This is a genomic window from Halarchaeum salinum, assembly GCF_039520965.1.
Lineage (GTDB): Archaea > Halobacteriota > Halobacteria > Halobacteriales > Halobacteriaceae > Halarchaeum > Halarchaeum salinum.
In genome coordinates, this window is the sequence record NZ_BAAABL010000076.1 from 1 (window position 1) to 12985 (window position 12985).

The 12985-nt window shown below is 57.0% G+C and carries 8 protein-coding genes and 1 pseudogene; 3 read left to right on the forward strand and 6 right to left on the reverse strand.

The window, feature by feature from the left end; all coding sequences use genetic code 11:
* Positions 1–176, forward strand: a pseudogene (locus ABDZ36_RS12570) (IS66 family transposase); the annotation flags it as partial.
* Between the two features lie 74 nt (positions 177–250).
* On the opposite strand, the gene ABDZ36_RS12575 reads toward ABDZ36_RS12570, so the two are convergent.
* The 3 genes from ABDZ36_RS12575 to ABDZ36_RS12585 are packed head-to-tail and all read right to left on the reverse strand — an operon-like array spanning position 251 to position 3553.
* Complete coding sequence (locus ABDZ36_RS12575) at positions 251–1840, reverse strand: ATP-binding protein (RefSeq protein WP_211313585.1); 1590 nt, start codon at positions 1838–1840, stop codon at positions 251–253.
* Entirely contained in the window at positions 1840–3093 is a 1254-nt protein-coding gene (locus ABDZ36_RS12580; RefSeq protein WP_343749341.1) for a tRNA-guanine transglycosylase, read from the reverse strand. The genes ABDZ36_RS12575 and ABDZ36_RS12580 overlap by 1 nt, the downstream gene beginning before the upstream one ends.
* The gene (locus tag ABDZ36_RS12585) at positions 3086–3553 is read right to left on the reverse strand and encodes a DUF6884 domain-containing protein (RefSeq protein WP_211313583.1); all 468 of its coding nucleotides are present in this window, start codon (positions 3551–3553) and stop codon (positions 3086–3088) included. The genes ABDZ36_RS12580 and ABDZ36_RS12585 overlap by 8 nt, the downstream gene beginning before the upstream one ends.
* Positions 3554–3690: 137 nt before the next feature.
* On the opposite strand from ABDZ36_RS12585, the gene ABDZ36_RS12590 reads away from it, so the two are divergent.
* A complete protein-coding gene (locus ABDZ36_RS12590; protein ID WP_211313582.1) occupies positions 3691–5679 on the forward strand; it encodes a DUF5591 domain-containing protein in 1989 nt (662 codons plus the stop codon).
* A 112-nt stretch (positions 5680–5791) separates the two neighbouring features.
* Here ABDZ36_RS12590 and ABDZ36_RS12595 read toward each other — a convergent pair whose 3' ends face one another.
* The 3 genes from ABDZ36_RS12595 to ABDZ36_RS12605 all read right to left on the reverse strand — a co-directional run bounded on the left by ABDZ36_RS12595 (position 5792) and on the right by ABDZ36_RS12605 (position 11585).
* Positions 5792–6991 (reverse strand): homing endonuclease associated repeat-containing protein, encoded by a 1200-nt coding sequence (locus ABDZ36_RS12595; protein ID WP_211313581.1) that lies wholly within the window; start codon positions 6989–6991, stop codon positions 5792–5794.
* A gap of 406 nt (positions 6992–7397) precedes the next feature.
* Entirely contained in the window at positions 7398–8966 is a 1569-nt protein-coding gene (locus tag ABDZ36_RS12600) for a hypothetical protein (protein WP_211313580.1), read from the reverse strand.
* 27 nt (positions 8967–8993) lie between these two features.
* A complete protein-coding gene (locus ABDZ36_RS12605; protein WP_211313579.1) occupies positions 8994–11585 on the reverse strand; it encodes a DEAD/DEAH box helicase in 2592 nt (863 codons plus the stop codon).
* Between the two features lie 281 nt (positions 11586–11866).
* Here ABDZ36_RS12605 and ABDZ36_RS12610 point away from each other — a divergent pair.
* The coding region (locus ABDZ36_RS12610) for an IS66-like element ISH10B family transposase (RefSeq protein WP_343749342.1) at positions 11867–12985 on the forward strand (1119 nt) is incomplete at its 3' end.

A 12985-nucleotide genomic window follows, 5' to 3' on the forward strand; every position in this document is an offset into this window, starting at 1 on the left:
TCATCGGAACACTCCGGAACGACCGTGGCATGTTCGTTCACGAGACGATCTTGTCCCTGCTGGCGACGTGGCGCCAGCAGGGACGCAACCCATACGAGGAACTTACGCGGGTTGTCCACGACAACGAAATGATCTCACGAGAGCAGACTGTGCCGGTTGTTGAGACCTCGGGGTAAACACGTACATAGAACTTATATTCTCGCTCTACTCGGTTAACCGCTGATTTCTCGTCTGTCTTCTAATCGAGTCCCTAGTCGAGCGATGCCTGGTCAATCTCTTGGTCGACCCGCTTGATCCGAGATGAAACCTGAATGACGTGTATCACTCGTGTACTCCCCGTCCCATACTCGATTCGATTGTTCTCAAGGTCGAATGAGACTTCTTCGTTATGGTATCCTTGGCGCTCAAGCTGCCGTAACTGGTCCCGATCACCGATCGACCAGCAGATAATCTTCGAGACGCTCTCGAGTGGCTTGTCTTCCTCGAAGTGGTCGGTCAGTTGTTGATGGACAGAGCAACCGTAGAGATTGCCACTCTGCTCGACGACCGAATTCACGTCCTCTCCTGGGCCGAAATCCTTGACCGTGATCGTGGGTTTCGCGCCGAAGCGATTCGACTGCTCAAGGGCCAGCACAACCTCCGCCTTGTTCGACGGCTCAATATTGTCGTGTTCCGCGACCTGTTCGACCCGATCTTCGATGGAGTTCTGCTGGGATTTCGCCTTCCGATTCAGCTCGGCGATCCGACGTTGCTCGAGGTACTGCTTGAACCAGGGGTCACTTGTGATCTTCGAGAGATAGTAGCTCAGTTGCTCCTCGATCGCTTGATAGATCGGACTCGACTTGTTTCGGATCTTCTCACGATTCGCCGAAAGCTCGATATCCTGTGAGTTCGCGACGAAGAGAAAGTGGATAAATTCGTTGTCGTGAGAGATTGCCTCGTTCAACCGCTCGACTTTGATGTGGTCTTTTGCGAGCCAGATCCCGAACTGGGCGGAATGCCGGCCGTATGTCGGTAGCTCGTCGCGCGCTTCTTTCCCACCGACCATCCCGACAATTTGGACGGTTGTCGTTTCACCACTATCGGTGGTAACCTCGAGCTCCCGGGGCTCGTAGTGCTTGCACATCCGTGCCTCTGGGAACTGTCCATCGCTTGGTTCGAGCTGTTCGTCGGGGAATTCGAGCTTGTTGTTCGTCACGAGTTTGTCGCGCTCGTCGTCGATGGACTCCCCGAGACTGACCGTAATCTCCATCTCGTCGAAGTCGTCTTCGAAGAAGTGTGCGGTCGAACCGGCGAGTGTCTTCCACTTCAGATAGTGAGCAATCTTGTTGTACGTGAGCGTCGTCGGCTCGAACCCACGCCCCGACTTGAAGCCGACAATCTTGATTCGGGTGCCTTGATTCTCTTCTCGGGTCTTGGTTTCCGTCACGTCGTATTCCGGCAGGACACCGTCGTTGAGCTTCTGCCATGGGTGTTCCATTGTCGCGCGACGATTGATGCCCTCAGACGCGGTGTTGACCTCGATCCGATCACTCTTGTAGAAAATCTTCGTCCCGTGGCCCTTGTATCCGATTGACTGGTCTCCTTTACCCCGCTTTGTGGAGTTACCAAGATCGAAGAACGACTCAAGGTTCTCGCTACTCATCCCGTCGCCGTCGTCCTCGATAATAATCTCGGAGCCTTCGTACCCCTGGTTGATTTCGATGTAGACTTCGGACGCGTTTGCATCGTAGCTGTTTGAGAGCGATTCACGGATGACCTCAAGCGGATCCTCAAAGTCGCTCGCAATCTCCAGGAATTCGTTGACCTCGTTTACTTTCGGTGTCTTGGTTTGCTGCATTAGAAGTATCCTCCGAGTGATTCGTTGACGACACGATGTGCGAACGTCCGCATTGACTTTGTGGATCCGAGCTCAGACTCCAAATATTCGACGAGTCCGTCCGACCCGGGCCGTTCGATCCGTTCTCTGAGACGGCGCACTTCCCGCTTCTGCACGATGAGGTTGTGCATTGCGACGGGCCCGAGCTTGTCTTTCTGGTATTCTACGTTCCCCTTCATTCTACTGACGAGCTCGGGATCGGTGCACACGGGGCAGTCACAGCTTTCGAACGATGTCTCGTTGAGTGGCTGTGAGCCGAGAAGAGAGGTGAGGTACTTCCCGTTGATCGCGGAGTGCAGATAGGATGATGAGTCGAACGTGTCGGCACCAACCGCGACGAGTAATGGGATCGCGCTCGACGAGATGCCGAGCACGTGGAGGGGCAAGTCGTCAAACCCCCAATCGTCAAGCACCGCGCGGCATTCCTGGATGGCGGTGATCAGCTTCCCTTTATTATCCTTGAGGGGAACGAGGCCACCGAGTGCGACGCCGTCGAACTCGTCGTGGACGAATTCAATCGGGAGTACGTCGTCAATCTCCTCGAGGAATGTCTCGAGCATCGCGTAATTATAGCCGTGAAGCGTCAGATAGCGCAGGCTCTCCGTCTGGTCGGACACCCGAAGGAATTCCGCGACGTATTCGGCGGTCCTCTCGGCTTTCTCCACGCGTTCCTCGTAGCTGTCGTCGGGTGCGATCGGTCGGTCGAGATTGACGAAGATGTCCCCGCCGAGCTTCTGCTGGATCTCGTAAATCTTCGTCTGGTCGATGTCGACTTCGAAGTCGCTGCCGTCGAGCTCGTAATCACCGAGGAACTTGTAGCCGCCGGAGTCGATGAAGAGCGTCCCGTCGAACCCTTCGAACACGTCACGCTCCCGGATCGGCGCTGCCGTATAGTCTTGGTACCGTTCGTGCGTGATATTATAGTCCGTGAGTGAGGAGACGGACGTCATCACACAGTCGAAATACTCGCTATAGTCGCCACCACCGATATCTCCGTGGCCGACCATGAACTCCTTAATCGTGCGATGTACTCCGCCACCATATAGTGAATTCGACGTGCCGCCCGCGTAGAAGTTAATTACGGGGAAGAGGTTCGGTGTTTCGAGTGTTGTATTGTCGAACTCGATCTGTCCTCGTCGAGCGTCTCCTGCTGTATGCGTCACTTTGAGGGGAGAGGTAGAGTTTCCATGCCGCCTCGATTGCTGCTCAGACATCATTCAACTCCGTCACAACTGAGTCATCACCGCGGATAAATTCGTAAAGTCTGTGTCCTTTCTCCCCAATGCCGCCGCCTTCAATCGCGACGATGGGTGTGTCTACCCGATCGCTTAACCCTGTAATTGCACTCCGGTATGTCTCACCCATGTTGACGACGATTCGATCGTAATCTGTCTTCTCTGCTCGCTTTTCAATCTCGTTCAGGACACTGTCGTTCAGTTCTTGGGCACGCGCGGTGTCCATTCGCTGATCATAATAGTCAATCTCGTCGTCCCGGTCTACTAGTCCATATTTCGCTGATAATATAGAGATGTCCACGTCTGATCGGATTTCCTCCTCTCTAATTGCCTTCTTCAAGATTTTATAGAAGTACCCCGTATATAAATCGAATGCCGGCGTCGCTGTGCCGACTTCCCGCTTAGACGCTGAGCAGGATTGGAGCAGTAGATTGGGCATATCTCGTTATTCGGTCGCCCAAACATAAGTCCTCTGTTGTCTTCAGAGCTAGCTACACGAGCATGCTCACGGAACCCGCGTCCTTCGGCAAGCAAACGAAGCCTCTATCCTCGCCCCGATAATAGCGACTACAACTGATGGCTGAGTTCCGGGTTGAGAACACCGAAGAAGACGGATACGGGCGCCTCGGGACACTCGATGTTCCAAACGGGCCTGTCGACACCCCTGCCCTCTTTCCTGTTATAAATATGATTGGTGGGACGACAGTCGAATCCGGTGGAGTCTGGCGCCGGATGCGTGAGCAACTCATCTCCCGTGACCACCTTCAGGGTGTAATGTTCCAAGCGATGAGTTTCACTGATTACGGTGTCTCACCTGACAACCTTAATAATTTCTGGCGGCAGGAATCCTTCCACGACAGATTTGACGATCTCGACGCGCCTGTCTTCATCGACTCTGGGGGCTTCAAGCTCATGAACTCCGATACGTTCGGTGCCGCACCCACGGAGGGTGGTGCCAAGAATGAGTGGGGGATCTACACGAACCCGGAGAGTATCCTCGGACTACAGATGGACTTCGGCGCAGACATTATCGCGACACTTGATTATCCGATCCCGCCGAAGCTCAACGAAGAGGAGAAAGTCGAGCGTATGGAACGGAGCATTGATAGCGCCGTCGAGTGCCTCACCCTCCTCGAAGATCCGTCGCAGATGGACGAGGAGTCGCTTCTGAATGAAAGCGCGCGCCAGCGTCTCCTCGATCGGGAGACTGACGACGATTTACCTGGCGTCTATGTTGCCCTGCACGGTCACGACTATGAGACGGTCAACTGGTACGTCGCAAACTTCCTCGATCGAATCGAATCCGAGGAAGTCACGCAGTCTTTCGAGGGATTCGCAATCGGGTCACTCGTTCCGCTCCGCAGTAGCGTCGACGTTCTCGTCGACATCGTGCAAGGAGCACGGGACGCGATCCCGAATCGGGTTGCCGATGAGGTCGGTCTACACGTCTTCGGCGTCGGCGGCAAACAGGTCGGACTACTCTCGCTGCTCGGGGCGGACTCTTTCGACTGTTCGAGCCACATGCAGACCGCGATGTACAAGAAGTACCTCGTACCCGATGTCTGGGATCACGTGAAACTCGACGACCTCGAACCGTATCTTGAGGATGGGGAGTTTCCGTGTACGCTCGACAATTGTCCCCTCTGCAGTGCCAATGGCGTCGCTGACTATCAGACTCTTCAGAAAGAACTCTCACGCGATCGGTCACGTAAGGAGACGTTAGCAGCTAGAGACCGCGGAGAATTGATCAAGAGCGACTATTACGCGATGCTTGCCCGCCACAACTTCGAGGTTTACAACGCAGAACTCACCGCCGTTCGCGAAGCAATCTCGGATGGAACACTCCTCGACTACGTCTGCCAGTTTGCACGCGATGACTCCGACATCAAAAAAGGGCTAAAGCAGGCTCAAGTCCGAAACAAACAACTTCGCCGTGATCTGGAAGCCCGTAACGCACATGATCTGCTCGTCGGCCCCGCGCTCAAGAGCGACCAAACACAGCTCTCCCAGTGGGGGGGCGGTGTCGAGGGAACAGAAGCCCGCAGCATTTCGTTGAAATATGGCCCGAATAGCTTCAATATTCTCACCCAATCCTACGAGCCACCCGAAGACAAAAACGTCCTCCTCCTCATTCCGTGTAGCCAAGAGAAACCCTACAGCGACTCACGGACGCACTCTGTCCTCATGGATAAGCTCGGCCCGCGACGTGAGCGCGTCCACAAAGTCACAATCTCCGGGATGTACGGCCCGGTTCCCCAAGAAAAGGAGCTCGAAGAACCAGTCATGGGCTACGAGTACGTCCTCGCCGACGAGGACGATAGACAGCGTGAGCTGATCACGGAACGTCTTGAACAGTACCTCGAGGAGTACGGTGACAACTATGACCACATCCTCGGCTACGTCGCGAGCACAAACTATCGCGACGTCATCGAAGACGCAATCGATGCGTATGGACGTGGAACCGTTCTCCCACGGGACCCACGCGCTCTCCAGCTGACGGAACACTTCCGGAACAGCAATATCCAAGAGCTCCTCAACTATCTCGACGAACATCCCCGGGAGTGACTTCTGCGTCGCGTTTCAGTACAGAACATCCCCACTCAAAGCATCGAGACTGAACCCCCTCTTCCGGCTTCAGCTGGGGGGAGAATCCCGGCGTGATTGGCGGGCGAGAAGGTCATAGGCCGCTAAGTTCGTCTTCGATCTGCCCGAGAATCCCACCTTCAGTTTCCGTCTCATCAGACTCGCTATTGTCGTCCGCTGTCGGGTCCGTCTCCCCATGGCGCTTTGCAGTGGTGGCATCCTCATCCGTGGCATTTTCGCTTACGTTTTCAGCGAACTCGATGGCCGTCTCCCAGTCGGCAAATCGGTTTGCGACGGTCGTCGAAGAAACCGCTCCCTTTCGATTCATCTCCGTCCGCGAGGGTGGCTGTCCCAGTTCGTCAGTAAGGGCAACCAATGCGTCAAGGACTTCGACGCGTGAGTATTTGCGGCGTTCGCGAGCAGCCTCGTCGATCGGATCGAGGTTCGCGGCGGCGAGCGCATCGGTCCATGATCCGAACGACTCGAGATAGGCATCTGCGGGATAGTCCCCGTATTTGTTGATGAACTCCGGACGAGGGGATTCATCAAGCTTGGTTGTGAGACGCTGCAACGCGTCGATAAGGTCACGATCACGGTATTCGTTCACCGTCTCTTCGGGGAGTTTCGACGCGAGCGTCTGCGCCCGTGTCTCGAGAGTGCTGTATCGATCCTCTTGAGTGGTCGCCGCAAGGTCGGTTTCAACTAACTGCGCGGCGTCGTCGAGTGCCCTCCTCGCCCCGTCGAGCGATTCGCGGGCTGAAACCTGGTCGTCGACTTCGTTGTACTGTTCAGCCCGAACGAGTGTTGCCTCCGCGTCATCGAGCACTTGACCGAGGCTGTCGCGGATCGTCTGCTGCCGCTCATCGAGTTCTGCCTCCGCGACGTCGAGATACTCAGCGACCATCGACTCCCGCTGTTCGACTTCCCACGTGGCATCGAGATCGTACTTGGTCGCATGGTCGTGCATCGACTGGTAGGCGTCGTATGCGTCACGGAACGCCTCGACAGCAGTCTCGTAATCATCAGCGCTCCGTGCGGTGATACCGCGCTTAACCGCCGCTTCAGCAGTCGCCAGCCGCTCCTCCAGCTCTTCACGGGGCTGCTGTGCCGCCTCATTGAGCCGTTCAGTTATTGTTTCGCGTTTCTCCTGAATCGATGCCGCTCGCCCGAGAGAGTAGTCGTCGTTGAGTGTAGCCGCTTCGTCGAGTGACTCTCGTGCCGATTCGAGGCGACGAGACGCCTGCTCGTGCTTCCCGTCGGCCAAGAGTGTTGCTGCCTTCGAGTGTGACGACATCGCCGACCCGAGCAGGCCAGTGACGCGCGCATCGGCGCGCGCTGTGGCGAGTTCCTGCTCCAGCTCGTTCGCTGTCGTTCGATAGTCGGTAACTACGTCGTCACTAACTGCGCTCTGTTTGAGTGCCTCGATTTGCGTCTCAAGCTCTGCAAGCGCGTCCGCAGCCGTGTCGTATTCGTGTGACTGCAGGGCGCGCTCGACAGCCTGCTGTTGGTCGTTGACGTCATCGAGAAGTGAACGGGATTCATCTGCTGTCCCTTTCAGGTCCTCGAGAGATACTCGTAGGTCATCGACTTCGACGTAGTGATCAACGAAACTTCTGGGTGAACTGGGATGAGGACTCAGTCGAAGAACGGATCTCTACCTTATCTCTGGCACGTGGAGTACCCAAAACTTCTGTGAACTACTATTCGTCGATGTCGAACGTCTGCTGGAGGGTCTGGATGTCTCGGCAGCGCTCAACTCCATTGGCCGCCTGCGTCCACGCCTCGTCGTAGTCACCGTCGTTAAGAAGCGACCGCGCGATAGACCGGTTCCGCTTCGCTTCGCCCTGTAGATCGCTACATCGCCGTTCAGCCTGTTCTCGAAGGACACCCGCAATACTGTCAGTCCGTCCTGGGACTGTAACCGTCTCAGCAACCGATGGTTCGACTGTGTTCCATACACGTTTAGCGTGCTCAACCTCGCCCTCTTTGAGCGCGTCCCGTACCGTCTCGTAGTGTGTGCGGGCTTCCTCGATTTCGGACTGTCTCGAGTCGAGAACCTGCTGGTACTCTTCAATCTCGGATTGGACCTCATCGAGTCGCTCGTCGTAGCCGAACCCATGTGTCTCGTTCAGCCGTTCGGCCTTCTCGGCCGTCTCAAGTGCGCTCTCCGCGCGCGTGAGTGCTTGCTCGTATTCCCCGTCGTCGATCAGGTCTTCAATCTGGGAGCATGCAGAACCGAGTGATCCGAGCATACCGACGACACGCTTCTTTGCTTCGTTCTCAGCCTCTTCCTCGCGAATCGACTTGAGGCGTTTTCGGAGATTGTCACGCTCTGAATGAAGGGGCGCCGTATTCGCGTCTCTCTCTTCGAGGTCGTTGATAGCGTCGTCAAGCGCGCTGAGTGCTGATTCAGCTTGGTCGACATTCCCTCGTTTGAGAGCAGTTTTCGCGTCTGCCTTATGCCTACTCGCTCTCGCTTGGAGCAGTCGGGTGCGCTGGGTCTCTACCTCATCAGCGAGTTCAGTCCTAATCGTGTGGTTCGCTACTGCGGAAAGCTTCGATTCGACCTGATCGAGACGATCCTGGGCAGGTTCGAAGTGCTCCTCTTCAATCTCACTCTCTGCAGCATCGAGGGAATCACGGAGTGCCTCAACACGGTCACGCTCTGTGTCGACGGTGTCAACTGCGTCCGTATTGGCGTCTGCGTCGGAGGATGCTGTCTCCGGTTCGACGGTCACAGCTTGGTTACTTTGCGTCGAATCCCATGCGTCCCACTTGTCATCGTCTGAGAGCCACACCGGAAGAACCGTGCTCGTGATCAGCCCGCTTAAAACCAGTGCGGGAACGACGAGCACCTCTGTTCCAATAGTAGGCAAGCCAAAAACCAGAGAGCCAATACCTGCAAGAACCACGAGGAATAGTCCTGCTGGGAGATAGAGAAGGAGACCAACGATGCCGCACATCAACGTCTCTACGAAGAGAATGAGAAACCAGAGTCCGACCGTACTGGTGTCCTGGTAGTTCTCTTCGAGCGGTATCCCGAAGCGGCGTTTAGTACGAACGCTAAGCGCGTACTTTACGACTGCTGCCGCAACGGGGGTTCCGACAAATACACCTGCGGCTGCTCCGGTATCGGTCAGCACTCCATTTGCTGCGTCAATCGACATCCCAAGCAACACGAACGCAAGAACGATCGGTGGCGCAAGCCAGCGAAGCTTCTTCCGATCGGCGGGCGTGTTGATCTGTCCGACGAACTTCTCCTCAATCATCGGTGGCTAGCATTCAGAATCGGTGTCCTATGCATGCTCTACGAGTGCTGTGAGTTTCATTTCTATTTCATCGTCCGATAACGGTTGGTCTGTGTCGGTCAGAGACGCGACGTTCTCTGCCGAGAGCAACTTCCCGACGGCAGCGTGGACGGTGGCAGTCTTCGATCCGTCCTCAACGTACGCGGTGAGCAATGCATCAAGTGCGGGGTTCAGGGAGATCGTCTCCACCCCGTCCGCGTCAGGGATGGCGTCCTCGTCCGGGTACGCGAACGTCGTTTGGGCATACTCCCGTACTGCCTCTTCAACGAACTGCTCGGTATCGTCGCTTGCCGCGTCGACGAGCGCGTAGAGCCAGTCGGCGAGTTCGATTCCGCCCCCGTCGGCAGCGACGAACTGCACATCCTCGTCAAGCGGTTCGCCAATGGGGTCGACTTCCTCCACACCTACGTCCTCGCTCCCCGTATCACGCGTCGGGCGTTCGATCGCGAGGAGAGTCGATCCGTCCTGTTCCTGAATCTCAGATATCAGTGTTTTAAGGTAGTCGTGGACACCGTCGTCGCTTGGGTAGTTGTAGTGGTCTGGATACCAGTCTTCGATAGCGTCCGCGCCTGAGCGCTCAAGGGACGCGAGATCGTGCTCGTTTAGTCCGGCTTCGGCGTCGACGTCAAATACTGGCCGTGCGTCGAATCCCTCCCCCCAGTCAAGGAGTTGGCTCGCCGTCTCTAGGAAGGTGACACCATCTTCGTCCGCCATGAGCGCGTCGTCGCGTGTCGGGATACCCGCAACGTGGTAGAAGTGTGCGTGCTTCTGGCCGTCCGGGTTGCGGAGGATGCGACCCATTCGCTGGACGAGCGAGCGACTCAATCGACCGCGGCCACGATTTATGCAGACGTCAGCGGTTTCGATATCCACCCCCTCGCCGAGTGTGCGAGCGACGCCGATAATGGCGCCGTGCTCCTGATCTTGATCGAACGCCTCGACCGCGGAGAGGTCGGTGTCGTCGTCGAAGACGGTCACCAGCGACTCGTAAGCGTCCCCAAGCTGGCCCTTCAGCTTGCTTGCCACGTGCTTGATTTCCTCGTCAGTCTCAAGCAGGACGACGCATTTGTGCTGGTCAACGTTATCAAGGACGAGGTGGACGACCGTCGAAAGGTCCGGTGAGAGGTTGTACCTGGTGAGTTGTCGTGCCATCACCGCGGATGCGAACTCGCGGAATGCCTCGTCCTGCTCCTTCAATTCGCGGCCGATCGTTGATTGAGCGAGCGACCGTGCATCTGAGAGGTTCTCGATCCTGACGGTATTCGTCTCGCCGTCGATCGCATCTGGCACATCGACTCCGTTGGCGTAGCGCTCCATTCCCCGCCGGCAGCGTTCGGTGACGTCCGCGAGATTCGCCTGGTTCTCATAGGGTGTGACGACGACGTCCCAATCGCATTGTGGGATGACGCCGGCGCGCTGCCCGTCCTGAATGGTGAACTCGAAGAGCTTCGGGATGTCCCGGCGTTCGAGCGTGCGCTCGTTTGTCTCGTCAAGCGAACCGGAGAGCGCGAGCAGGTCGCCGTTGAGAGCGTCGAGGAGCGATCCAAACCCGGAACTGCCGAGGTAATGATGGGTCTCGTCGAGGACGACTAAATCGATCGCTTTGTCCAAGATGTCCGCGTTCTTGAGGCGGCTTGGCGCCCAGAAGTGGACGTCCCCCCATTCGAAGTGCGCTGTGTGCTCTCCCGGGTTGGTCGTGCTCTGCTCGGGGATGTTGAGGTGTGTATCGAACTCACGTTTCCACTGATCGAGGATGAGGTCACGATGCGCGACGATGACAACAGTTGCCCGCCCGTCGTCACTCGACTGCACACGGGTGTCGGTGAGGTCGCGGTCATTCGGGTGAAGCGTGCCGAAGTGATGCGCAATCGCGGCGAGCCCCAGGAAGGTCTTCCCGGTCGCCGTCGCCATATCGACGTAGCCACGACAGTCGTGTGCGAGCCATTCGTCAAGGGCCGCACGCTGATGGTCCCAGAGCGGCGTTACCATCCGCGGTTCCTCAATCCGGTTTAGGAGTCCGTCCGCAGCACTCTCCGAAACCGTATCCAGAAGGATGTCCACATACTCTGTGCTTCGCGGCCGACAGAACACCTCCGAAACGAGCGTGCTGACCGTTGCGCTGTCCGGCAGACGAATCGTTTCCAAGTCCTCGGGCGCGACGTCGCCGCGTTCGACACGCTCGACGAGCGCCTTATTGATCGCGGCCTCGATCGCTCGACTCGAGTTCTCGAAATCCGTATGCTTGGCGGTGCGAAGCTCTTCCCGGAGCTTGTTGAACGTCCACGCAACTTTCCCAATCTGGCTCGCACGATAATTGCCAAGTGGGAGGCTGGTCTCTCGATGGTCAATATCAGCGCTCGCTGAGAGTCCGCGACGATAGTACTGGCCGGTCTCGAACGCAAAGTCCCCCGACGTAAGGTCGGTGTCTCCGATGAAGATGCCGTCAGCAACCAGCTGTGCGCTTTCGTCGATATACGAGGGCCACTGGCCCTGCGGAAGATCGTCAAGCCAGTTGTCGCGGAATCGCTCGCCCGGACTAGCCTGGTTAGTGTGAGAGTCCGCGATATCGTCGATATTCATGGATCAATTACAGCGTCGCCTTCCATGCGATCTGTGACCATGGATAAGCCAGGTCTATATAAAAATGTTCGTCTAAATCCATAACGAACTCTCGTTCAAAAGCCCCATATATCCAATCGTACGTGTTTAGCCCCGTCTGATTTCGTCACTGTCTCGTAGGTGGTGGCCTGTGACAGATACATGGTCTGTCAGCAGGGAGTCAGTCTACATTCTCAGGGATGGTCTCCGCTGCCCGGAGACCATCCCGTCGGCCCTGCTGTCGTCGTTTCGAGGTGGAATCGATGAGCTGGGACGATCTCTCCAAGGACGAACTCCTCTCGCGGTTTCTCCAGATGGAGGAGCGAATCGACGAGCTGGAAGAGAAGATTGCCCAGAAGGACAAGCGGATCGAGGAACAGAACGAACGGATCGAAGAGCAGCAAGAGCGGATCGAAGAACTCGAAACACGTCTCCGGAAGTACGAGAATCCACACACTCCACCCAGTAAGCGACGGTCGGGGACCGACGAGTCCCCGACCTCGCAGGACGACGAAGACGACGATGTCCGAACTGATGGTGGTACTCCCGGTCGAAAGGACGGTCACAACCCGGAGTGGCGCTCTCCGCCCAATCCTGATGAAGAAATCGAGGTCACCTCTGACTGTTGTCCCGAGTGTGGCGACCACTTCGACGAGTCGGTGGGCGTCAGCCCCCGACTCGTCGAGGAAGTCCCGGATCCACAGCCACCAGAAGTCACCCAGTACAACCGACACCGCTACCAATGCGACTCCTGTGGAACTGAGACGGTTGCGACTCACCCCGACTGCCCCGATGAGGGGCAGTTCGGGGTGAACGTCATCGCGCAATCTGCCCTGTCACGGTACGATCACCGCCTTCCCTACCGGAAAATCACGGACCGCTTCGAGCAACTTCACGGACTCGAACTCTCAGGTGCATCCGCGTGGCACGCGACCGAGCGCGCTGCGCGCGCCGGTCGCTGTGAGTACGAGCAGATCCGTCGAGAGATTCAGGAGGCTGAAATCGTCCACGTTGACGAAACCGGCATCAAGCGTGACGGTGACCAAGCGTGGATCTGGACGTTTCGGACGGACGAGCATACGCTGTACGCGGTCAGAGAGAGTCGTGGGAGTGATGTTCCCGCGGAAGTCCTTGGCGAGGACTTCGCGGGAACGGTCATCTGTGATGGGTGGACGGCGTATCCAGCGTTCAGCAGTACGCTTCAGCGGTGCTGGGCACATCTTCTCCGGGAGGCTGAAGACGTTGCTAGTGACCACGAGGAGGCAGAACCGGTGTACCGGTATCTCAAGCAGATGTTCGTCGGTCTCCAGTCGTGGCTGGAGACCGACCCAGATCCTCGTGCGAGAGCACAGATGCATCGAGCGTGTCAGGACGGCCTCAGA